This is a genomic window from Fibrobacter sp. UWR3 (assembly GCF_900143055.1).
GTDB lineage: Bacteria > Fibrobacterota > Fibrobacteria > Fibrobacterales > Fibrobacteraceae > Fibrobacter.
Map to the genome: position 1 here is coordinate 84,407 of NZ_FRCW01000012.1, position 23,865 is coordinate 108,271.

A 23,865-nucleotide genomic window follows, 5' to 3' on the forward strand; every position below is an offset into this window, starting at 1 on the left:
AATGAGAAAGTCTATTGTATTTTTGCTTGTCCTTTTGCTTGCGGTGGCTGCCCCGGCGGCTGTCAAGAAGAAACGTTTTGACGTGGGCGGGGGCGATGCGCCTGCCGCGACGGAAGTGGTGACGCCTGCTGAAGAATCTGCTTCTGCTGTGCCGGAGACTGCCGCGGAACCTGCTGTTGAAAAAACTGCGGCTGTTGTGCCTGCGGTGGGGCCTGAAAAACCAGCGGAAAAAACGCGGTCTCTCTATACGGTAATTGCGGAGGAACAAAAGGTCCTTCGCGAAAAGTTGACGGCGGCAATTTCGGCCATGAAAAGCGGCGAGTGGGATGCCATCTGGAAGTTCCTTTTCATCTGCCTTGTGTACGGCATGCTGCACGCGCTTGGCCCCGGACATGGCAAGTCGATTGTTGTGGGTTACTTTATTGCGCGTCGGGGTCGCTGGCGGCAGGGTGTTGCGCTTGGTGCAGGCATTACCGTAACGCATACGATGAGTGCTGTTCTGCTGTTGCTTATTTTGTATGCAATTTTCAAGGCGACCGTGTTTAATGCGTTTGAGACTGGTCGCATCGGAATTGAACGGGCGAGTTACGCGCTGATTATGCTCACGGGTGTATTGCTGGTGGTGCTTGGAATTCGCGATGTGATTAAGTCGCGCAGGGGCTGTGAATGTGCCGCTCGGATTGAAACCGCGGAAGGTTCTGCTGCAGGGGCTGCCTGTGTGACGGGAACCGCGCAAAACGTGATGCTCCCGCCGATTGCTCGCTGGCGTGAAATCATCGGTGTCGCTGCGATTACGGGAATTGTGCCTTGCCCGGCCGTGGCGCTGATTGTGCTTTTCTGCCTGCTGAATTCTATGGTAGCGTTGTCGCTATTGGGAGCGCTTGTCATTTGCATCGGCATGACGATTACGAATGTGGCCTTCGGTATAGCCGCAGTCGCTTTCCGCAAGGGAATCGACACGGGGAGTGCCCACACGCGTATCGCTACAAAATTATACACCGTCGCGACTCTCGCTGGCGGTATCATTATCTTTATTTCGGGGCTCTTGCTATTTACAAACCAGTTCGCGGGAAGAGTGTAGGTAACATCTACAACCGTTAAAAATTACCCTTTCTGCGGTTCGCGATTTTCGTAGTCTTCCAGGAACGAATGCAGTTCGCCGCCGGCCTTGTAGCCGGGAAATGTTTCGATGCAAACGGAGTGCAGGCTGTTGAAAATGCTCTTTTCGATGTTCGGGTTTTCGCGCTTGAGACGCTTGATAAGCGTCTTGATTTCTTGGCGCTTGCTTATGTGTTCGTCTTCGTTTTCGGCGCACTTTTCGGTAAAGCGGCAGGCGCACTGGATAAACTGTAACCCGTTGTATTTTACCCAGTTGATGATGTCCTGTTCGTTGATGCAATACATGGGGCGGATGAGCTCCATACCGCCGAAATTCAGGCTGTGGAGTTTGGGCATCATGCCTTGCAGTTGCGAACCGTAGAACATCGCCATGACGGTGGTCTCGATGACATCGGAGAGGTGGTGGCCTAATGCAATCTTGTTGCAGCCCAGGTCCTTTGCCTTGTGGTAGAGGTGGCCGCGACGCATCTTGGCGCAAACGTAGCAGGGGGAACGTTCGGTGTTGTTCGCCACGTCGAAAATGTTCGTCTCGAAAACAGTGATGGGGATTTCCAGGAGTTTTGCGTTGCTTTCGATTTTCTGGCGGTTGATTTCGTTGTAACCGGGGTCCATCACCAGGTATTCCACGTCGAATTTCACGTCGCTGTGGCGGTGGAGCATCTGGATGAGCTTCGCCATAAGCATGGAATCCTTGCCGCCGGAAATGCAGACAGCGATTTTGTCGCCTTCTTCGATGAGCTTGTAGTTCTTGATGGCAGTAATGAACGGAGTCCAGAGCCTTTCACGGTATGTCTTCGAAATGCTCCGTTCTACGCTTTGGACAAATGAAAGTTCTCGTGCCATTTCCATTACCTTTTTTTGCTGTTACTTGCAAGCATGCCGGGGTGTTTGCCGTGTAGTCGAAATAGGGCATAGCGAGATAAAGATAGAAAATAAGGTATGAAAAGTTTATTCCGCGCTTTCCATCTCGTTAATCAGCTGGATATTGTACAGTTTTTGCACCTGTAAAATATCGAGGATGACGGCCCAGAATCCGACCGTCGCCGGGATGAAAGCGAGTTTGCCCATCGATTCGCTCGCGCTGATTGCGGGCAAAAGCAAGCTCCAGACGGAAGCCGCCACCATGACTCCCGCCGCAAACGAGAGTAGCCCCCGCTTGAGGTTTTGGCTCATCTGCTTGCGCATAAAGAACACGCATGCGGCCCCCAAGACGGTCCCTAAAAACGGGATGGCAAGACCTTGCGCAATTTGTATAACCGGCTCGTTCATACATTAAAAGATAGCGTAATGCGTATCAGTGTGTCGAGATTAGCTCTGTACAAATGTACACTATTTTTGCGTGGCTGTCAATAGGCTTCTTTAATTTTTTCCAATAAAGAAGCCCTGGAACGGTTGTTTCAGGGCGAAAAAAGCGATTTGTCTTTCATTCGTTAGTTTTTCTCTACCTTTTTCTCGATGCTTTTAATCGAGTCAAGGAAAGCTTTTTCTACCGAGGAAAGGGTCTTCTGTTGATACTTGCGATATTCGCCTGTAGCCTTGTCGACTGCTTGCTCGTGGGAAATGGAGCCGTTGCCTTGTAGAAGTTTTTCTCCGCCGGCGGTGAGTATTTGGTCCAGATGCTTGGACCAGTCGGACATGGTCATCGGCTCGTGCCGTTCTGCCTTGCGTTCGGCGAAGTCCAGGTAACCGGATACAATCTGCCCCATGGCCCGGAGCTCACGCTCGTCTAGATAGTTTTTGGCAATCAGCGCATCTTGAAGGCTTGGCTTGTCGCCGGAAAATGTTGTGAGTCCCATGAACGCCTTTTCTGCGTCAGCTCGGCTATAGATGACCTCCGCCGCAGTCTGCCCGTGCACGGCAAAATGCATCTTGTTCTGCACCTTCTTGAAAAACATGATGGAAGTGTCGGCGTGCGGATCGTAGTCGATGCTTGTTGCGTAAATGTCGAGAACCTGACGGTAGAATACCTTTTCGCTGGCGCGGATGTCGCGAATCCGTGCCATGAGTTCTTGCCAGTAATTGCCTCCGCCCAACTTTTTTAGGCGATCGTCGTCCATCGTGAAGCCCTTGACAATATACTCCTTGAGGCGTTTCGTGGCCCACTGCCTGAACTGGGTGCCACGCAGGGACTTTACGCGGTAACCGACAGAAATAATGACGTCAAGGTTGTAGAAATTCACCTCGTGAGACTGCGTTTTGCCCTCAATCGCCCCATGCGGAGTGGTTATTCGGAATTTCCGAACAACCTCTTTTTCGTCTAGTTCTCCCTCTTTGAATACATTCTTTATATGCTCGTTTATGGTCGATTTGGACTTGCCGAAAAGGGTTGACATCTGGTCCTGCGTGAGCCAGGCGGTCTCGTCCTCAAAACGGACCTCAACGTTGATTGTTTCGTCGTCTGTCCTGAATATGACAATTTCGTTTTCCATTTCGTTTTTCATACTACACAAATGTATACTATTTTGACGCGGATGTCAATAGGTTCCTTAAAAAATTTCCAATAAAGAAGCCCTGGAACGGTTGTTTCAGGGCGATGAGGAAAGTTCCCTTAGGCGACCTCTATGTCAAGTTTTCCTTCCGTGTACCGCTTGACAACGGAATTGAGTAATGTCTGGTAGGGTATGCCCACGCGTTCGGCTTTTGCCTTGAATGCCTCCAGGACGCCGGGGTCGAAGCTTGTACCGACCTTGGACTTTCTCGCTTTTTTTGCTGCACGTTGCTTTGAGGCCGCAATGGCCTTAGTCAGTGCGCCCGGTCCGCTAAACGAAAGACCGTTCTTCTCGGCCCACTTGTGATCCGCTAGTTCTTGGGCTTCGGTGCGGTTCTCGAAGTATGCGGCCTTTTTGGCTGCGTCTTGTTCGATTTCGTCAATTTTTCCCATTGTTTGTCCCTCAACTTGAAAGCGGTTGTCTACAATATATGATATTATCTAGATAATATCAAGATTTATTTTAAGAAAAGACCTTGTCCGAGCCCGGTGCTGGAGCGTCCTGTCGTGGCCCCACCCCGTCGGATGTCCAGAATTCTGCCGCCTTGCATGTATTTTTGTTGCCCAAAGTCGCGTCACCCCGCCGGGACGTTTATCTTGAACTTCTCCATTTCGCGGTCGATGACCTTGTTGGAGTAGTTCGCGTAAATGAGCGTCGTCTGTATGTTGGCGTGGCCGAGCACCTTCGATATCACCTCGATGGGCACCCCGAAGGAGACGCACGAGGTGGCGAAGGTGTGGCGTGCGATGTGCGCGTGCAGGTGGCTGTGGAAGTCCAGCTTCTTGGCGGCGGCGCGGAGGTTCTTGTTGAACGTGGAGTTGTCCACCACGTGCAGGGCCGTCTCGCCCGTGCCCTCGAGGAGGGCTAGCGCCTGGGCGGGGATCGGGATGTAGACCTGCGCGCCGGTTTTCTGCGTGAAGATGCGTATCTTGCCGTTGTGGATGTCGTGCGGGGTGAGCGCCCGGAGATCCGAGAAGCGCAGGCCCGTGAAGCACGAGAAGAGGAATGCCCGCAGCGCCTCGCGCTCGGAGAAGTTGAGTTGCTCGGAGCGTTCCTTGAAGCCGGAGTACAGCTTTTCGAGCTCGTCTATTTCCAGGAACTCGCGGCGGTTGCGGACCTTCTTGAGCGGAAAGTCCCGCATGGGGTCGCGGCGCATCTTGCGCCTGCGGAGCAGTTCCCTGATGAACATCCGGAGTATGGAAAGCGAGCGGTAGATGCAGCCGGCGCTGTTCTTGCGCGCGTGCATGAAGTCGATGTAGCCGAAGACGAACGCCTCGGTGATGTCGCTGCATTCTGCCGTGGGCCTGTACATCTGCAGCTTGCGCAGGTGGGAGAGGTATGTGTCGTAGGTGTATTTCGACAGCGTGCTCGCCTTGGATTCCACAATCGCACGCGTCTCGGCGTAAAAGTCGCTCATTGGTTGCCCCCTATGGCTTACATGCGTTCAAAAGCCATCGTTTAGATTATCTCTGTACAAATGTATACTAATTTTGCGGCTCTGTCAAGTCATTCCGTATTTTTTTACAAGGCTGCGTGGTCATTGCGTTCCGACTGCGTTCTGGCTGCGGTTTCGGACGGGCTGACGGATTGGCCTAGCAGAGCCATTTTTGTGCGATTGTCAATAGGTCTTGTGATTTTTTCTAGAATTTTTGCGTGGCGGTTTCAGAGAGCTTCTTGATTTCCTTGTCAAAGTCCGAAAGGTAATCTCTGTCTTGCACCAGCTTGAACTTGTCGTATTCGGCAAAAGCCTTCTGCTTCGCGTCTTCTGCCGAGACCGTTCCCGCGTTTTGCAGAATGTCGAAATTGTACACGGATAGGAACTTTTCTAGTTGCTGCTGCCAATCTGCCATGTTCATCACGATATGGTTTTCTGCCTGGGTTTCTGCAAAATCCAGGAATGCCGTTGAAAGACGATTGAGCTTCAAGATTTCTTTTTCTGAAAGGTAGTTCTTGGCGACAATTGTGTCGGATCTTTGTACACGGCCGTCGGGAGCCTTTTTCCATGTGGTCAGCCCCATATGCGGTTGCTCGGCATTTGCCCGTGAATAAATGATTTCGGCTGCGGTCTGGTGCGTGACTGCCCGGTGCATCATGTTCTGCACGATTTTGAAGAATAGCAGTGTCGCTTCCGATTTTGGGTCGTAGTCGGCGCTGCATTCCGCATAGATATCCGTAATCTTCTGGTAATACCTGCGTTCTGAGGCACGGATTTCGCGGATACGTTCCAGCAAGTCGTCGAAGTAGTCCTTGCCGAAATGCGTCCCCTGCTTGAGCCGCTCGTCGTCAAGGACAAAACCCTTGACAATCATCTCCTTGAGCACCGTTGTCGCCCAGATGCGGAACTGCGTGGCCTGATAACTGTTCACGCGGTAGCCCACGGCGATAATGGCGTCGAGGTTGTAAACGTTGGTATCGTACACCTTTCCATCGGCGGCAGTTATCCCAATTTTTCGGAGAACTGATTTCTCGGCAAGTTCCCCGCTTTGGAATATTTCGCCTAAATGGTAACTGATCGTCCGCACGTCCACCCCGTACAACTCGGCCATCCGCTTTTGCGGCATCCAGAACGTGTCGCTGTTGAAAATTACCTCGATGCGGGATTCTCCCTGGCTTGTCTTATACAACAAAATGCTCGAAATTTCGCTATTTTGGACGGTTCCGACGGCAGAATCGTTTTGCGAGAAATATCTTAGCGCCATCTGCACCTGGGGCTTTTTTCGGTCTGCGTTTTCGGCAACCAGTAGGCAAGCCTCGCGCGAAAGATGGCAGTTTTCGACTTTGCGGAAGGAGCCCGATCCGAGCCGGGCCATTTCAACCGTCTGGTTAAAATGGTTTGCCTCACCTAGACCTTTGGCGCTTGCGGTCTCTTGTGCTTTTTTGAGGATCCTTTCGAATTTCTGGTACGTGCTGTATCCCATAGCCGTACAGAGGTCCCTGGCGCTCCAGAACGCGCTGCCATTGTCGGCGACCTGCTTGATCCGTTCGAAATCGGATACCAATGGCTGTATTTCGTCATTTACTTTCATACTACACAAATGTATACTATTTTGACGCGGGTGTCAATAGGTTCCTTAAAAAATTTCCAATAAAGAAGCCCTGGAAGTGGTCGGTTCAGGGCGAAAAAAGCGATTTGTCTTTCATTCGTTAGTTTTTCTCTACCTTTTTCTCGATGCTTTTAATCGAGTCAAGGAAAGCTTTTTCTACCGAGGAAAGGGTCTTCTGTTGATACTTGCGATATTCGCCTGTAGCCTTGTCGACTGCTTGCTCGTGGGAAATGGAGCCGTTGCCTTGTAGAAGTTTTTCTCCGCCGGCGGTGAGTATTTGGTCCAGATGCTTGGACCAGTCGGACATGGTCATCGGCTCGTGCCGTTCTGCCTTGCGTTCGGCGAAGTCCAGGTAACCGGATACAATCTGCCCCATGGCCCGGAGCTCACGCTCGTCTAGATAGTTTTTGGCAATCAGCGCATCTTGAAGGCTTGGCTTGTCGCCGGAAAATGTTGTGAGCCCCATGAACGCCTTTTCTGCGTCAGCTCGGCTGTAGATGACTTCTGCCGCAGTCTGTCCGTGTACAGCGAAGTGCATCTTGTTCTGCACCTTCTTGAAAAACATGATGGAAGTGTCGGCGTGCGGATCGTAGTCGATGCTTGTTGCGTAAATGTCGAGAACCTGACGGTAGAATACCTTTTCGCTGGCGCGGATGTCCCGAATCCGTGCCATGAGTTCTTGCCAGTAGTTCCCGCCGCCTAGGTTCTTGAGTCGCTCGTCGTCTAGGGTGAAGCCCTTGCGGATGTACTCATTTAGGCGTTTTGTCGCCCATTGCCGGAACTGTGTGCCCCGGAGGGATTTTACGCGGTATCCGACCGAAATGATGACGTCAAGGTTGTAAAAATTGGTCAATTTAGTCAAATTTCCCGTAAATTCGGAATTTCCGAATTTTCTCATCACTTGTGACTCAATGAGTTCGCCTTCCACGAAGATGTTCTTGATGTGCTCGTTGATGGTCGATTTGGACTTGCCGAAAAGGGTTGACATCTGGTCCTGCGTGAGCCAGGCGGTCTCGTCCTCAAAATGGACCTCAACGTTGATTGTTTCGTCGTCTGTCCTGAATATGACAATTTCGTTTTCCATTTCGTTTTTCATACTACACAAATGTATACTAATCTTAATCAAATGTCAATAGGTAATTCGAAATTTTTCCATTTCCCCGCCATATAATATGTAACCCCCTTGTAGCAATTCCGTAATTTTCTAAATTTATACGCAATTACGCAATTTGTGGTAACGGACATCACGGATTGCCGCACATTGAACGGACGAGACCCTCGCGATGACGTTGACTAGTGACTTTTTGTTTGCCGGACCGCACCCCGCAGTTCCCCGTAGACTGGGGAAGGGGCGTCTCGCACGCCAATTTACCGCGTGGGAATAAGGCTAAAGAGGAGCGTCCTTAAGGGAATGGTATAAAGCAAAGGTTTTCTATGAAAATACTAGTTACAGGTGCAAACGGTTATTTGGGACAAGGCATCGTAAAAGCCATACTTGACAATAGTCATTCGGTAATTGCAGCGGATTTCAAGACACAAAATGTCGATGATCGTGCGAAGAAGGTTGAGTGCAATCTTTTTGATGAAGAGTCTCCTTATGAACTCTTCGATGAACCTGATGTACTATTGCATTTGGCCTGGCGTGATGGCTTTGTTCATAATTCCAATGCGCATATTGATGACTTTCCGAAGCATTACAATTTCATCAAGAAAATGGTGGAATCTGGTGTGAAGAAAATAGCCGTGATGGGCTCTATGCACGAAATAGGCTTCTTCGAAGGCAGCATCAATGAAAATACTCCGTGCAATCCGATGAGCCTGTATGGTATTGCCAAAAACGCCTTGCGTAGCATTACCCAGTTACTGGCTTCGCAGCATTCGATTCCCTTCCAATGGTTAAGGGGCTACTATATCGTTGGCAATTCTCAGTTTGGCTGCTCGATTTTCTCAAAGATAACTGCCGCTGAGAAGGAAGGGAAGACGGAATTCCCGTTCACGATGGGGCAAAACCAGTGGGATTTTGTCGATTACGAAGTATTCTGCGAACAAGTGGCTGCTGCGGTCAGCCAAAACGAAATCAACGGAATCATAAATATTTGCTCTGGCCATCCAGAAAAACTTGCAGACCGAGTTGAGCGTTTTATCAAAGAAAACAATTATTCCATAAAGCTTAAGTATGGTGCTTTCCCGGATAGGCCTTACGATTCTAAGGCTGTTTGGGGAAATGACGAGAAAATCCAGAAGATCTTACTTCAATCCAAATAGGACTCGCAATGAAAATTCTGCTAATTACGCCTAATTTTTTCGATTATCCCAAACAAATATGTGGGGAAATTCGAGATATGGGGCATGAGGTTGATTGGTATGATGATAGGCCATCAACCAATTGCTTTGTGAAAGCGGCTATTAGAATAAAGAAAGATTTTGTTCACGTAATCATTGCTCGGTATTTTAGAAAAATTTTCAAGTCTATCAAGCAAAAAAAATACGATGTTGTGCTTCTCATTTCGGGGCAGTCTCTTTCTTTTTCGGAAGGAATGATAAAGAAAATCAAACAGTCCCAACCCCAGGCAAAATTTGTCTTGTATCAGTGGGATTCTGTCGCAAACTTTGGTTATATCGTTTCGTTGCAAAAGTATTTTGATCGATGCTATTCCTTTGATCGATTGGATGTGGCGAACAATCCCAAATTAAAATTCCTGCCGTTGTTTTTTACGAAGAGATACGAAACAATTGGAAATAACGATATCTCAAGTTATAAGTACGATTTTATGTTTGTTGGAACGGCGCGTCCCAAGAAGTATAAATACATCAAGAAGATGAGCGCCGACTTGAAATCCGTATTCAAAAATCAGTTCATATATTTCTTTTTCCCTTCAAGGATTGTCTTCCTGTATAGAAAATGGAAGAATAGCGAATTCAAGAAAGCCAAGTATTCTGAGTTTAATTTTAAACCCATCAATGGACCTCAGATGACCGAATTGTTGACGCAATCGAATTGCGTCCTTGATTCCGCTCAGGCAGGGCAAAACGGCTTGACGATTCGCGTTTTTGAGGCTTTGGGGGCGAAACGGAAAATCATTACGACTAATGCGGATGTCGTTAACTACGATTTCTATCGTGCGGAAAACATTTACGTATATGATGGAAAATTTGACTTTGAGTCGCCGTTCTTTACAAAACCCTATTGTGAATTGCCGAAAGATGTTTATGAAAAATATTCTTTAAGAAATTGGCTTAAGACTGTTTTTAGTTGCTTGTGACTAAATTGTTGCAGAAGTTAGAAAGTGTTGTTCGGATAAAAAAATGAATATTGCAATTGTTGGAACCGGATATGTTGGACTCGTGAGTGGTACTTGCTTTGCCGAGATGGGCGTCAACGTCACTTGCGTAGATGTGAACCAAGCTAAGATTGAATCCCTGCAGAAGGGCGAAATCCCCATTTACGAACCCGGTCTCGACGAGATGGTGCTCCGCAATCAGCGCGAAGGCCGCCTAAAGTTTACGACCGACCTCGCAAGCATCCTTGACGAAGTCGAGATGGTCTTCAGCGCCGTGGGTACGCCCCCGGACGAAGACGGTTCCGCCGACCTGCAGTATGTGCTTGCCGTGGCACGCACCTTCGGCCAGAACATCAAGAAGTACACCGTTCTCGTGACCAAGTCTACCGTCCCGGTCGGCACCGCCAAGAAGGTCAAGGCCGCCATCCAGGAAGAACTCGACAAGCGTGGCGTGAACGTCCCGTTCGACGTGGCCAGCAACCCGGAATTTTTGAAGGAAGGCTCCGCCATCACGGACTTCATGAAACCCGACCGCGTTGTCGTGGGTGTCGAAAGCGAACAGGCCAAGGAACTCATGACCCGCCTCTACCGCCCGATGATGCTCAACAACTTCCGCGTGATCTTCACGGACATCCCGAGCGCCGAAATGATCAAGTACGCCGCGAACTCCATGCTTGCGACCCGCATCAGCTTCATGAACGACATTGCAAACCTCTGCGAACTCGTAGGTGCCGACGTGAACATGGTCCGTAAGGGCATCGGTAGCGATACCCGCATCGGCTCCAAGTTCCTTTACCCCGGATGCGGCTATGGTGGAAGTTGCTTCCCCAAGGACGTGAAGGCTCTCATCAAGACGGCAGAGAAGAACGGCTACAAGATGGGTGTGCTGAAGGCTGTCGAAGACGTGAACGAATACCAGAAGACTGTGCTCTTCCACAAGCTCGCCAAGCGCTTTGGCGGTGAAGCGAATCTCAAGGGCAAGACTATCGCCATGTGGGGCCTCGCATTCAAGCCCGAGACCGACGACATGCGCGAAGCGACCGCACTTGTGCTGATTGACTTGCTCACTAAGGCCGGTGCCACCGTTCGCGTGTATGACCCGGTCGCCATGAACGAGTGCAAGCGCCGCATAGGCGACATCGTGACCTACTGCAACGACATGTACGAGGCGTTGCTCGATGCCGATGCCCTGCTGCTCGTGACTGAATGGAAACAGTTCCGCATGCCGAGCTTCGGCGTGATGAAGAAGTCCATGAAGAACTCCCTCATCATCGACGGCCGCAATATCTACGATGCTAAGGAACTCGCCGAAACTGGATTTGTATATGATGCAATAGGATGTTGATTATGTATATTAACTATCGATCAATTTCTGATTTGAATGAAACCATTATTCGGAATTTGCATAAGTTCCCCCATGATGTTGACTTTGTGGTGGGCGTTCCGCGAAGTGGAATGATGCCGGCAAATTTGATTGCTTTGTATCTGAACAAGCCTTTAACAGATGTTGATTCTTTTGTTGAGGGTAGGATATATTCAAGTGGGGAACGTGGAAATTTTGCCGTAACAACGGGCTCTCGTAAGGTCCTTATTGTTGATGACAGTATTAACAGTGGGTCCGCTTTGATGAAATTAAAGCAAAAACTTTCTGAAAATGAAGAAAGGGTAAAAAATTTCAACATTTGTTTTGCCGTTGTTTTTGCCACGAAAAAATCAAAGGACTTTGTGGATGTTTATTGTGAGGAAGTGGAAACCCCTCGTTTATTCCAATGGAACATATTTCATCACAAGCATATACTTCCTCATTCATGTTTTGATATAGATGGCGTTTTATGCCCAAATCCACCTTATGATGATGATGGACCTGTTTATACTGAGTATATAAAAAACGCACCGGCCCTTTTTATTCCCTCAGTTGAAATTGACACGTTGGTTTCTTGCCGCTTGGAAAAATATAGAACTGACACAGAAACATGGCTGAAGCAAAAGGGTGTTCGATATAATAAGCTGATTATGCTTGATTTCCCTGACAAGCAAAGCCGAGTGGCCTGGGGAAAACATGGATTATATAAAGGTGAAGTATACAAACAGTCTGCGAACATTCTGTTTGTTGAGAGTTCTATAAATGAAGCACTAGATATTTATGCGGTGTCTAAGAAACCAGTTTTCTGTACGGAGACGATGCAGATGATAAATAACGAATCGTCATATAACAAGATTAAATCCCGTCTTGGAAAAAAAAGAAACGATTTGAAGGCGTTTCTTAGAAAGATAAAAAAAATGGTGATTCATGAGTGATATTAGAAAGGATTTTACGTGGGGGCTTTTTTGGAGTGCTGTTGAAAAGTATTCCGGCCTCATAATGGGTGTTGTCATATCAATGATATTGGCAAGACTTTTGTCTCCGTCTGAATATGGAATCGTCGCCATCGCCTCTGTAATGGTTAGTTTTTTTTCAATGTTTTCTACAATGGGAATAGGTCCTGCGATTATTCAGAGAAATGATTTGACAAAGGAGAATTTAGACGATATCTTTACATTTTCTGCAATTTTAGGAATGGCGTTGTCGCTACTTTTTTTTGGTGGGGCTTCGCTACTTTCCCGTGCTTATGGGATGGGTGATTTGATTCCGGTGTGCAGAATTTTGTCAATTACTTTATTATTTGGTTCCCTTAATATGGTCCCGAATGCGTTGATGGCGAAAAATAAAAAGTTTAAGCAGATTGCTGTCAGAACTTTTTTTTTGCAGTTTTTTTCTGGTGTGGTTAGTGTGTTTGCCGCTTGGTATGGAGCAGGTGTATATGCTTTGCTGATTTCGCCAATCATCACATCTATAGGAATTTTTCTGTATAATAAGCATTATTTTTCCGTGCATTTTAGGCGGAATTTTTCGATTGAGCCTATAAGACGAATTTTTAGCTATTCTTCATATCAATTTCTTTTTGAGTTGTCAAATTTTTTCTCCAGGAATTTAGATAAACTTATTGTAGGCAAATCTTTCTCGCCAGATGCGTTGGGCTTTTATGAAAAATCCTATCGATTGATGCAGATGCCTTTAAATAATGTTACGTCGGTGATTAGTCCTGTTCTACAGCCGATTCTTGCTCAAATTCAAAATGATAAAAAAGACATTGCAAAAAAGAATACAAAACTGATTTATTGCGTGTCTGTAATCAGTTTCCCATTGGGTGCCTATCTTTATATGAGTGGTGCTGAAGTTATAAAACTGATGTATGGTATAAAATGGGTTCCTGCAATTAAGCCATTTGAGATTTTGGCTCTTTCGATTCCGTTACAACTTATTTTATCGACGTCAGGAAGCGTATTTCAAGCTAGTAATGCGACAAAAAGTTTGTTTAAGGTTGGATTGAAAAATTCTATTAAAACTATTGCTGCCTTCGTGATTGGATCTTGCTATTTTAGAACAATAGATGCTGTCGCATGGGGATGGACAATAGCTTCAATAGCGAATTTTGTGGAAACCTATCTAGAAATGTACCATAAAACATTTGGAGTATCTTTTGTTAAAATGATTTTTAAATTGACTATTCCTTTTATGAATTTCGTATGCGTAATCTTGGGTTTGCATCTGATATCTATTTTTGTTTGTGCGGAAAATTATGTTTTGTCACTTATGTTAAAAACTATGCTTGCGGGGATTATAACATTTGTTTTTATTTTCTTTTTCTCGCCATTTGGGGAAAAAATCAAAAAAACAATATGTCATGGTTGATTTTAAGAATGTGAAAACGGAAGATAATTTAGGCTGATTTAATTTTTATGATGTTGTCCGGAAAGAATGCAAGGAGTGTGTAAACAATGATTTCGGTTTGTATGGCCACCTACAATGGTGAAAATTTCATTGCGGAACAATTGCAGTCCATCCTTTCTCAGTTGTCAAGGGATGATGAAGTTGTTATTTCCGACGATGGTTCAAGTGATCAGACTTTAGATGTGATTAACTCGTTGAAGGATGATCGCATCAAAGTGTTTTTGAATCAAGGACCGCATGGCTTTACGCATAATTTTGAAAATGCCCTAAAACATGCCTGCGGAGATTATATCTTTCTTTCCGATCAGGATGATGTTTGGAAACCGAGAAAAGTTGCAATTGTAATGGAGGCTTTGCAACGAGTAGATTTTGTAATTACCGATAACACTACTGTTGATGGTGATTTTAATGAAATTCAAAAATCGCGCATAGACGCGTTTAATCTGCAATTGGGGTTTTGGAGGCACCTTTTAAAATCACGTTTTTTGGGTTGTTGTATGGCTTTTAGGAGAAATGTTTTAGAAGCGTCGCTACCCTTTCCCGAAAATGATTTTCTTGTAGAACATGATATTTGGTTGGCTGCAGTCGCGTTTCTCTATTTTAAATCAGAGTTAATTGCGGATTCCTTGATTTATTATCGACGTCATGGAAAAAATGCTTCTGAAGGAGGATTTACTAAAGGGAGTTCGTTAAAAGTTAAGATTCAGAAAAGAATATATCGTCTGTATCATTTATTAGCGATAAGAAAAAAAGTAAAAAAAATTATGTCAAATGAAAAATAATCATAATTTTTTTACGAGTGCATGTGTGATTATGAGCATAAAAGAGGAATGCCTTGACAATTAATCAGATGTTGATATTGTGCTTGTGTATGGGTGTGTGCGTGTGATGCCTAAATTTGCTGTGAAAATACATTTGTCGTCTTTGGCCATATTCATCTTGGTGGTGTGGGCTCTTTTGAGATCGACTTTTTTCGAGTATGTAGGAGTTATTCCTTATAAAGACTTGATTGGATCCGTAAATAAAATTTTTACATTTTTCGTTGTGCTCCTTTGTGTGAAAAAAATAAATTTTAGGGAACACAAAATTCCTTCTTTATTATTTGTTGGATGTGTCGCTTCTTTTCTTTGTAATGAACTTGTGTGGAATTCTCCTTTTATAGAAGAATTTTTTGCGTATGCTAAAATACTAGGTTTTTTTTCGTATTTCCTTTTGTTGAGGTTTTGCGTCAAAGAAAGTGCTGCAGAACTTTTTTTAATTGTATTCGCTGTTATATATTTCTTTTGCTGGGTTATTGGTATTGTTTCTATTCCCGACTTGGTCTTTGGTGCTGATAGAGATAGTTGGCTGACAAATACAGATCGTGGATTCTATAGGCTCTTCATTCCTAATAAGGAACATTTTACTATTTTGTTATTCTTTTTCCTAGGAAAATTTTTTAATAACAAAAAAAGCATTTTCCTTATTTTGAGTATGCTGTCATTTGTCGTTATCGTTCTCCATGTTGGTCGACAATGGATCTTTTGGGCTGCATTTTTTGTGGCGCTTATGATAGGCTTCGGAAATAATTGGAAAAAATGGAAGATCTTATTAATATTAGTAATAGTATCTGTTGCATGTTATGCGTTCTTTGAAGCCAATCCGCAGTTTGGAGCGATGGTTGATGTAACGCAAAAACAAATGGATAATGCCAATGATGATATTCGAATGCAAGCGATAGATCATTATTTATGGGAATATCCTCATAATTTACCTACTATGATATGGGGGAATGGACCTGCAACAAGTGGTACTGAATTGCGAACGGTGGCAAATGTCGCTTTTAACCGAGGATTTTATAAAGAAGATATTGGGTTTGTTGCTATGTATGTCGATTATGGTTTATGGATGGTCTTTTTGATGATTGCTTTAGCACTGCGTGTTGTTAGAATAAAAGTTGAGCCGAAGTATGTTTACTTGAAGTTTTATATTTTTACGATATATGGAATGTATTTGTTTGCGCATTCTTTAACTACAAATATTTTTTATGTAATGATTGCTTATTTTATTTTAGAAAAATCAGCCTTGAATTTGAGGGGGAGAAATGAATACTAAATTTGTCTATGTCCTTGCTAGTTCTGACAAGGATGTTTATTTAGAACAAACTTTGATATCGTTATATTCGCTGAAAAAATATAATGAGTGGGCGAATGTTGTTTTGATTGTTGATAAAGAAACGAATCGCAGCCTTGAAGGAACAAGAGCTGGAATAAAAAAATATGTAAATCAAATCGTGACTGTTGATACACCGATATCATTTGACAATCAAAGAAAATCTCGTTATATTAAAACTAGTGTAAGGAATGTAATTGATGGCGATTTTTTATTTATTGATTCTGATACAGTGATTGCTCGGGATTTGTCAGACGTTGATGAAATTCCATATGATATTGCGGCTGTCGCGGATAAACATGTACTTGTGAAAGATCATCCTACCAAGGATATTATAAAAAAACAAATTGGATTAACTGGTTTGGAATTTGATGAAAATTTGCCGTATATAAATAGCGGCGTTGTATTTGTTCGAGATAATGCGTTTACACGAAAATTTTATGCGATATGGCATAAAAAATGGCTCGAAATAGAGAAAAAAGGTCAAACGTTGGATCAGCCACCTTTGGCTTGGACTGATAACGAATTGTCTCATCCAGTTAAATTTTTGGATGACTCATGGAATTGTCAGATAATGGACAATGGCCTCCGGTTTTTATTAGGGGCGCGGATTATTCATTATTTTGCTTCGTCAAAAAATAGTGATGGCCAAGCACCGTATGCTGTTTATGACAAGCGTATTTATAATGCAATAAAGAAAAATGGAGATGTTACGCCGGACGTGGAAAGGATGGTTGAAAATCCGTATTCGTGTTTTATTCCTGTTTGTCGTATTATTGCGGGGGATGACATGAAAATATTGGACTGCGAGTGGTATAGAATTGTTTATAAGCAATATCCAAAATTTTTTAAGATTACAGAACGATTGTCTGTTTTTGTGATGAAAGTTTTGAGAAAATTAAAAGTTGCGAAATTTTTTATGAAAGTTGGGTGAAATGGAAAAAAAATTATTATTTGATTTACAGGTTACTCAACCTCAGAGAAAAGCCAGATTTCATGGAGCCGGCAAGTATGGAATTGCTATTTTTAAAAGACTAATGCAAATGGCTCCCGATAAGCTTGCTGTGTATTATGACGAAAATGCTTATCTTGATGAAGATGCTGTAGAACTCATAAAGAAGAATAATAATACTATTTACAAGAGTGGAAAAATCTCAGTTTTTGATGCTGCTAGAAGGGAAGGTGGCGTTTTGTATGTGCCAATGATCGGTGCTCATATATACCCATATCCTCCAAAGGACATTCAGTTCATAACAACTCAGCATGATTTAAGGCATTTTATCTTGAAAAGAGATTTATACTATCCAGTAATGGATGATCGTAAATTTGCTTTTTTACGTTTCTTTGCTTACAAGGTGAAAGATGCATTATTGGGCTATTATCAAAGAAAAAAAATTTTTTCTAGAATTGAAAATTTTTTGAATCGTGATAATGTGCACTTTGTTACTGTTTCGGAGTATTCAAAAAAGTGTTTCCTGAAAAATTGTCCAAACATTCAGAGTGGAAAGGTGAAAGTATGTTGGGCTCCATCTACAATAGATACAGCGCTGAACATAGATGAGTTAAAAAATGAGTATGGGAAATATTGGCTTTTGGTTGGGGTTAATAGATATGAAAAAAATGGTGCTAGGGCTATTAAAACATTTGATAAAATTTTTTCAGAATATCCAGAGATTTCTGGTCGAGTGATTGTAACTGGATTGGCTCGCTGGAATCAAATTCGGATGAATGTAAAAAATAAGAATAGGTTTTCTTTGTTGGGGTATGTTGATGAGCGTAAATTAAAGGCGCTATATCATTTTGCGTATGCTTTTGTTTATCCCACGCTAAGCGAAGGTTTTGGGTATCCGCCTGTTGAAGCGATGCATGAAGGGTGCCCGGTAATTACATCTGCTGTAGCATCTGTTCCTGAAGTGTGTGGTCAGTCTGTTATTTACTTTAATCCGTATTCGATAAATGACATGAAAAAAAAGATTCTGATGATGGAAAATGCTATGGTTCGACAAGAGTATGCGAAAAAATCAAAAATGCAGTATAACACTATTCGTTCTAGACAAGATGATGATTTGACCCTTTTCTGTAATTACATTCTTGCTTTTTTGGAGTAATTTTACATCTATGAAAAAAATTAATTTGGTCGTTTTTAATGAGCCCTATTGGGACAAAGGCCTGATTTATTCTCAAAACATCTTGCCTTTAGTGAGGTTGTCTCGTGCGAGATCCTGTAAAATAACAGTTCTTTCTTTTACCTCTATTTTCAAATTTTTTGAAAATAGGAACGAACGAAAAAAAGCAAAGAAAGAACTGGGCCAATTAGGTGTTGATGTTGTTGATTTTCCGGTGCTTTTTTATCCGACACGATACATGCATCTTCAGTGGTACTTGATTCCGTATTACTTTTTTAATGTGTTTTTGTATCTATTCTATTTAAGTGCACGAGATTGTATTTCTAAGGAAAAACCGATTTACAACATCCGTTCATACGAGGCTGCATTAGGTTTTTTGAAAATTTATCCGTATAAAAATAATTTGGTGTTTGATCCAAGAACGGATTGGATTAAAGAAAAGATAAATATTGGATTGTTTAAAAAAAATGGATTGACGGTCAGGTATTGGAATAGAAGGGAAAAGGAAATCTTGCTGTTTTTTAAAAAAACGATTTTTATTTCTGATTTATTTAAAGAAGAATTGTTGAAGAAACATTTCATTGACGATAACTCTGAAAAGTATAGAATAGTATATAATCCTATAAATTATAGTTTGTTTGAAAACTGCAAAAAAAAGAAAGAGAATAATTTTCTTTATACGGGAAGTTTGGGACATTGGAATAATTTAGATGTATATATGGATTTTTTTGCGTCAATACTTCCGTATACTCCAGATTCAAAGCTGATTGTTTGCACGAATACGCCGTCGAGGAAAATAATGCCTATATATAATTCCCCCAAATACGATTCGGTTCGCTCTAATGTGGAATTGTATTTTAATGTGCCAATGGATAGGCTTCCTGATTATTATGCTCGTTGCAGGTATGGTTTGCAACTGATGAGAAAGCGAGATTCTCGTGTGGGCGTTAAATTCATTGAATATGTTGCTGCAGGTGTAACACCTATAGTCAATTCTAATGTGGAAGGTGCATGTTTTCTTGCGCGCAAATATAAATTGGGAATTGTTGTTGATAATGATGATGTTGATTATGCGAAAATTTATGAGTCGTTGCACGAAGATTTAATAGATGAAAAAAGTGAATTGTATAAACAGTTTAGGAACTTGACAGATCTGAATTCGATTGAAAAAGTGATTGAACCAATTTTTTTCTAGATAGGTAATGATGAAAGTCGCTTTTTATCTAACAAATAGGAATATTGCGGATAAAGATTGTCGTAATGTTCTTGATGGGAACCCTGGAATTGGGGGAACCTATTATGCAATGCTATTGCTTGCACAATTAATATCATTGCGTCCAGAAACTGATGTTGAATTGGTTGTTTTTGCGGAATCTTTGGGAAAGCTGCCTGCGGGTGTACCTTGCGAACAAACAGAAAATTTACAGGAATTGTCAAAAAAAATTGAAACGAAAAAAATAGATATTTTGGTTGTAAATAAGATTGGAAAAAACACCTTAGATAAAAGTTTTTTTCATGCAATAAGAAATAATAATGTAAAAGTTGTAATTTGGGCGCATTGCTTTATTTCTTATCCTGATCTCGTTCGCTATGCGAAAAATAAAAAGATTTTTCGAATTGTTGCGGTTGGTAAAGAGCAATTGATGACTTTTTGTGACCATTCTGCATTTAAAAAATCTACTTACATATACAACATTTGTAATTATCCGATTGTAAAATCTGTGCCATTTAGAGAACGGAGTAACAATGTCGTTTATATTGGCAGTATCGTCTCCCTTAAGGGACTCCATTTGTTAACTAAAGCGTGGCCAATGATTTTAAAAGAGTTTCCGGATGCGAATCTTTTTGTAATTGGAAGTGGCAAGTTGTATAATAAAAATGCAAAATTGGGTAAGTATGGAATTGCTGAATATTTTTATGAAAAAAAATTGTTGAAACCAATTCTCGATGCGAAAGGATCTATTATCCCATCAGTGCACTTTTGTGGGATAATGGGAAGGGAAAAGTATGATATATTGAAAACAGCCAAGGTGGGAGTCCCAAATCCTAGTGGGTTGACAGAAACATTTGGATTTACTGCTATTGAAATGCAATTGGCTGGTTGCTCTGTAACCACAATAAAATGTCCTGGATACTTGGATACAATATATGATAAAAAAGCTCTTTATTCTGATCCGTCTCAATTGGCAGATTTTGTAATCGCTCGTTTAAAACAAAAAAAATATGATGCAGATTCTGCTATTCAATTTGTTGAATCTGAATTTTCGGCAGAAAAGATTCTTCCGCAGTGGTATGCTCTTTTTAGAGAAGTTTACGAAGGAAAATCTTGCGAAACCAAAATATATAACACATTGCTTGAATCTAGTATAAGGAAAATAAAGAATAGAAAACTTCAACTTTTTTGTTCGTTTTTGCCATCACTGATGTTTTATGAGTGGATTTTTGGAAATATATTTTATTTTTTCTCTAGAATGGTGCACATTTATGATACGATTCATAAAATAATAAGACGATATATCTGGACTTGAAAAACATTTTGACAGAGTTGTTCAATTCTTAATTATGTCTTTGTATGACATGCTTGACAAGATATTTGAACGAAAATAGGAGAACAACACCATGGGAAAGTTCAATTTCATCAAAACATCTATCGAGGGCGTGACGATTATCGAGCCGACCGTTTACGGCGATGCTCGCGGTTACTTCATGGAAACCTACAACAAGGGCGAATTCGATGCCGCTAGCTTGAACATGGTCTTCGTGCAGGACAACGAATCCCGCAGCAAGAAGGGTGTGCTCCGCGGCCTGCACTTCCAGAAGAAGAATCCGCAGGGAAAGCTCGTGCGCGTCATCGAGGGCGAAGTTTTTGACGTGGCGGTGGATCTGCGCAGGGGAAGCCCGACTTTTGGTAAGTGGGAGGGCGTCACGCTCTCTGCCGAGAACAAGAAGCAGTTCTACATTCCCGAAGGCTTTGCGCATGGTTTCGTGGTGCTCAGCGAAACGGCGACTTTCGTGTACAAGTGCACCCGCCTTTATGACCCGAAGGACGAAGGCGGTTTGATGTGGAACGACCCCGCGATTGGCATCAAGTGGCCGGTGGGCAACGGCTTCGAACTGCTCCTTTCCGAGAAAGACACAAAGAACCCTGCCCTTAAGGATTTGGGCTTCGCATTTGAACTGTAAGGAGTTTCTATGAAGAATATCGTCATTACCGGCGGCGCTGGCTTTATCGGAAGCCACGTGGTTCGCCTGTTCGTGAACAAGTACCCGGAATACAAGATTATCAACCTCGATAAGCTTACCTATGCGGGCAACCTCGCGAACCTCAAGGATATCGAGAACAAGCCGAACTACAAGTTCGTGAAGATGGACATCTGCGACTTTGACGCGTTCTACAAACTCATGCAGGACGAGCATGTCGACGGCATCATCCACCTGGCGGCAGAAAGCCACGTGGACCGTTCCATCAAGGATCCGTTCACCTTTGCAAAGACAAACGTGATGGGGACTCTCGCGCTTCTCCAGGCTGCCAAGCTCTACTGGGAATCCTTGCCCGAAAAGTACGAGGGCAAGCGCTTCTACCACATCTCTACCGATGAAGTCTATGGCGCCCTCAAGATGAACCACCCGGAAGGCATCACGCCTCCGTTTACCACGACGGCCTCGAGCTCTGAGCACCATTTGGCCTACGGCGACGACTTCTTCTACGAGACCACGAAGTACACGCCACATAGCCCGTATTCTGCGTCGAAGGCCGGCTCCGACCATTTTGTGCGCGCGTTCCACGACACCTACGGCATGCCGACGATTGTCACGAACTGCTCTAACAACTACGGTCCGTACCAGTTCCCCGAAAAGCTGATCCCGCTGTTCATCAACAACATCTGCCACAAAAAGCCGCTTCCGGTTTACGGCAAGGGCGAGAATGTGCGTGACTGGCTCTTCGTGGAAGACCATGCCCGCGCTATCGACGTGATTTTCCATAACGGCAAGATCGCCGAAACCTACAACATCGGCGGCTTCAACGAGTGGAAGAACATCGACATCATCAAGGTCGTCATCAAGACTGTTGACAGGCTCCTTGGCCGCGCCGAAGGCGAGAACATGAACCTGATTACCTACGTCACCGACCGTCTGGGTCATGACGCGCGTTACGCGATTGACTCCACCAAGCTCCAGAAGGAACTTGGCTGGGAGCCAAGCCTGCAGTTCGAGGAAGGCATCGAGAAGACGGTGCGCTGGTACCTCGACAACCAGGAATGGCTCGACAACATCACGAGCGGTGATTACGAAAAGTATTACGAAAAAATGTATGGGAACCGTTAAATGAAGATTCTGGTGACAGGTGCAGCGGGCTTTATCGCCTCGAAAATCATGGCGATGCTTTCGGCCCGCGGGGACGAGGTTGTCGGGCTCGACAACATCAACGACTATTACGATGTGCGCCTCAAGTACGGGCGCCTGTGGGAAAACGGCTTCCGTTCTGCGAACGGAGGCGTGCTTGCCGAAATCCCCTTCGGGCAGATGCTCGCAAGTTCGACGCTCGCAGGTGCGCGCTTCGTGCGCATGGACCTCGCCGACAAGGAATCTATCGACAAACTCTTTGCCGAGGAAAAATTCGACAAGGTGGTGAACCTTGCTGCCCAGGCGGGCGTGCGCTACTCCATCACGAACCCGTATGCCTACATGCAGAGCAACATGGTCGGGTTCCTGAACATTCTCGAGGCATGCCGTCACAACCAGGTAAAGCACCTGCTCTATGCTTCTTCCAGTTCTGTTTATGGCCTGAACAGCAAGGTCCCGTACAGCGAAGACGACAAGGTCGACAATCCGGTTAGTTTGTATGCGGCGAGCAAGAAGAGCAACGAACTGATGGCGCATTCCTACGCGAAGCTTTACGGCATCCCGATGACGGGACTGCGCTACTTTACGGTTTACGGCCCGTGGGGCCGCCCCGACATGAGCCCGATGCTCTTTGCCCGCGCTATCTCGAAGGGCGAGCCTATCAAGGTGTTCAATAACGGCGACATGATTCGCGACTTCACCTACATCGACGACATCGCGGAAGGCAGCGTGCATGCGCTCGACCACATGCCTGTCGCTGCGGAATGCCCGAATGGCGTGCCCTACAAGGTGTACAACATCGGCTGCAGCCACCCGGTGAAACTGATGGACTTTATCGCCGAAATCGAGAACGCCTACGGCGAGCCCGCAAAGAAGGAATTCTTGCCGATGCAGCCGGGCGACGTTTACCAGACGAACGCCGACACCGCGAAACTCGAGGCCGAATGCGGCTACAAGCCCCACTGGAGCCTGCACGACGGCATCGCCGAGTTCATGAAGTGGTACAAGAGCGACAAGAACCCGCTGCGATAGTTTTATTTAATGTGAAAATCTGATAACCTGGCTCTTTTCGACGATTTCGGGCAGGGCGTCGATGGCGTCCACCGCCTTCGAGGCCTTGCAGTCCTGCGTCTTTTCGGTAATGACCACGATAGAGACCTTGCCCGGGTCCTTCACGTTCTTCTGGATAATCGTCTCGATGGAGATGTTATTTTCGGCCAAGACGCTCGTAATCTTCGCGAGCACGCCGCAGGCGTCACGGGACGTGAAGCGCAGGTAGTAGCGGGCGCTCGTCTCGGAGATAGGCACGAGAGTTGCCGAATTGTCAACGTTGAACCAGCCCATCGGGAGGGCCTTGCGGGAACCCTGATCCACGGAGCGGGCCAGGGAAACGAGGTCGGCTACGACGGCGGATGCGGTCGGGAGGCGGCCAGCACCGGCGCCAGTCTGGACCGTTTCGCCCAGGTTGTCGCACTTGAGGTAAACCGCGTTGATTACGCCGTTCACGTTCGAAAGCAGGTTCTCGTTAGAGACAAAGCA

Annotated in this window: 23 protein-coding genes; 15 read left to right on the forward strand and 8 right to left on the reverse strand. The window is 44.6% G+C overall.

Annotated elements, in window-relative coordinates; all coding sequences use genetic code 11:
• The first annotated feature begins 1 nt into the window (after position 1).
• Complete coding sequence (locus BUA44_RS13675; RefSeq protein WP_083579638.1) at positions 2–1,081, forward strand: nickel/cobalt transporter; 1,080 nt, start codon at positions 2–4, stop codon at positions 1,079–1,081.
• A gap of 23 nt (positions 1,082–1,104) precedes the next feature.
• On the opposite strand, the gene BUA44_RS13680 is transcribed toward BUA44_RS13675, so the two are convergent.
• The 7 genes from BUA44_RS13680 to BUA44_RS13710 form a co-directional block, all read right to left on the reverse strand.
• Positions 1,105–1,962 carry a tRNA 2-thiocytidine biosynthesis TtcA family protein gene (locus tag BUA44_RS13680; protein WP_072813202.1) on the reverse strand — a complete coding sequence of 286 codons (858 nt, stop codon included), beginning with the start codon at positions 1,960–1,962 and terminating at the stop codon, positions 1,105–1,107.
• A 105-nt stretch (positions 1,963–2,067) separates the two neighbouring features.
• Complete coding sequence (locus tag BUA44_RS13685) at positions 2,068–2,388, reverse strand: ZIP family metal transporter (protein WP_255370573.1); 321 nt, start codon at positions 2,386–2,388, stop codon at positions 2,068–2,070.
• A gap of 161 nt (positions 2,389–2,549) precedes the next feature.
• The gene (locus BUA44_RS13690) at positions 2,550–3,560 is read right to left on the reverse strand and encodes a virulence RhuM family protein (RefSeq protein WP_218587618.1); all 1,011 of its coding nucleotides are present in this window, start codon (positions 3,558–3,560) and stop codon (positions 2,550–2,552) included.
• A gap of 107 nt (positions 3,561–3,667) precedes the next feature.
• Positions 3,668–4,000: a BrnA antitoxin family protein gene (locus tag BUA44_RS13695; protein ID WP_072813140.1), complete on the reverse strand. Its 333-nt coding sequence runs from the start codon at positions 3,998–4,000 to the stop codon at positions 3,668–3,670.
• Between the two features lie 182 nt (positions 4,001–4,182).
• On the reverse strand, positions 4,183–5,025 hold the full coding sequence (locus BUA44_RS13700; RefSeq protein ID WP_072813144.1) for a tyrosine-type recombinase/integrase: 843 nt from the start codon (positions 5,023–5,025) through the stop codon (positions 4,183–4,185).
• A 223-nt stretch (positions 5,026–5,248) separates the two neighbouring features.
• Positions 5,249–6,634 (reverse strand): RhuM family protein, encoded by a 1,386-nt coding sequence (gene rhuM, locus BUA44_RS13705; protein ID WP_072813146.1) that lies wholly within the window; start codon positions 6,632–6,634, stop codon positions 5,249–5,251.
• 118 nt (positions 6,635–6,752) lie between these two features.
• Positions 6,753–7,748 (reverse strand): virulence RhuM family protein, encoded by a 996-nt coding sequence (locus BUA44_RS13710; protein ID WP_218587619.1) that lies wholly within the window; start codon positions 7,746–7,748, stop codon positions 6,753–6,755.
• A 338-nt stretch (positions 7,749–8,086) separates the two neighbouring features.
• On the opposite strand from BUA44_RS13710, the gene BUA44_RS13715 reads away from it, so the two are divergent.
• The 14 genes from BUA44_RS13715 to BUA44_RS13780 all read left to right on the forward strand — a co-directional run bounded on the left by BUA44_RS13715 (position 8,087) and on the right by BUA44_RS13780 (position 23,358).
• Positions 8,087–8,917, forward strand: a complete 831-nt coding sequence (locus BUA44_RS13715; RefSeq protein WP_072813149.1) for an NAD-dependent epimerase/dehydratase family protein — start codon at positions 8,087–8,089, stop codon at positions 8,915–8,917.
• A gap of 8 nt (positions 8,918–8,925) precedes the next feature.
• Positions 8,926–9,915, forward strand: coding sequence for a WaaS/CpsH family glycosyltransferase (locus tag BUA44_RS13720; RefSeq protein ID WP_072813152.1), 990 nt, complete (start codon positions 8,926–8,928; stop codon positions 9,913–9,915).
• A 43-nt stretch (positions 9,916–9,958) separates the two neighbouring features.
• Entirely contained in the window at positions 9,959–11,278 is a 1,320-nt protein-coding gene (locus tag BUA44_RS13725; protein ID WP_072813154.1) for a UDP-glucose dehydrogenase family protein, read from the forward strand.
• Positions 11,279–11,280: 2 nt separating this feature from the next.
• Positions 11,281–12,231, forward strand: a complete 951-nt coding sequence (locus tag BUA44_RS13730; RefSeq protein ID WP_178348805.1) for a phosphoribosyltransferase family protein — start codon at positions 11,281–11,283, stop codon at positions 12,229–12,231.
• The gene (locus tag BUA44_RS13735; protein ID WP_072813157.1) at positions 12,224–13,666 is read left to right on the forward strand and encodes a lipopolysaccharide biosynthesis protein; all 1,443 of its coding nucleotides are present in this window, start codon (positions 12,224–12,226) and stop codon (positions 13,664–13,666) included. The genes BUA44_RS13730 and BUA44_RS13735 overlap by 8 nt, the downstream gene beginning before the upstream one ends.
• Positions 13,667–13,767: 101 nt before the next feature.
• Positions 13,768–14,487, forward strand: coding sequence for a glycosyltransferase family 2 protein (locus tag BUA44_RS13740; RefSeq protein ID WP_083579640.1), 720 nt, complete (start codon positions 13,768–13,770; stop codon positions 14,485–14,487).
• Between the two features lie 142 nt (positions 14,488–14,629).
• Positions 14,630–15,799 carry a hypothetical protein gene (locus BUA44_RS13745; RefSeq protein ID WP_072813162.1) on the forward strand — a complete coding sequence of 390 codons (1,170 nt, stop codon included), beginning with the start codon at positions 14,630–14,632 and terminating at the stop codon, positions 15,797–15,799.
• A complete protein-coding gene (locus BUA44_RS13750; RefSeq protein ID WP_072813166.1) occupies positions 15,789–16,790 on the forward strand; it encodes a glycosyltransferase in 1,002 nt (333 codons plus the stop codon). The genes BUA44_RS13745 and BUA44_RS13750 overlap by 11 nt, the downstream gene beginning before the upstream one ends.
• Position 16,791: 1 nt before the next feature.
• Complete coding sequence (locus BUA44_RS13755) at positions 16,792–17,964, forward strand: glycosyltransferase (protein WP_072813168.1); 1,173 nt, start codon at positions 16,792–16,794, stop codon at positions 17,962–17,964.
• 10 nt (positions 17,965–17,974) lie between these two features.
• Positions 17,975–19,177 (forward strand): glycosyltransferase, encoded by a 1,203-nt coding sequence (locus BUA44_RS13760; protein WP_143152014.1) that lies wholly within the window; start codon positions 17,975–17,977, stop codon positions 19,175–19,177.
• A 7-nt stretch (positions 19,178–19,184) separates the two neighbouring features.
• Entirely contained in the window at positions 19,185–20,510 is a 1,326-nt protein-coding gene (locus BUA44_RS13765) for a glycosyltransferase family 4 protein (RefSeq protein WP_072813173.1), read from the forward strand.
• 91 nt (positions 20,511–20,601) lie between these two features.
• Positions 20,602–21,165, forward strand: coding sequence for a dTDP-4-dehydrorhamnose 3,5-epimerase (gene rfbC / locus BUA44_RS13770; RefSeq protein WP_072813175.1), 564 nt, complete (start codon positions 20,602–20,604; stop codon positions 21,163–21,165).
• A gap of 9 nt (positions 21,166–21,174) precedes the next feature.
• Positions 21,175–22,308 carry a dTDP-glucose 4,6-dehydratase gene (locus tag BUA44_RS13775; protein WP_072813177.1) on the forward strand — a complete coding sequence of 378 codons (1,134 nt, stop codon included), beginning with the start codon at positions 21,175–21,177 and terminating at the stop codon, positions 22,306–22,308.
• A complete protein-coding gene (locus BUA44_RS13780; protein WP_072813180.1) occupies positions 22,309–23,358 on the forward strand; it encodes an NAD-dependent epimerase/dehydratase family protein in 1,050 nt (349 codons plus the stop codon).
• Between the two features lie 6 nt (positions 23,359–23,364).
• Here BUA44_RS13780 and BUA44_RS13785 read toward each other — a convergent pair.
• Positions 23,365–23,865, reverse strand: a 501-nt coding sequence (locus tag BUA44_RS13785; RefSeq protein WP_143152015.1) for an ACT domain-containing protein, incomplete at its 5' end; no start/stop codon positions are given.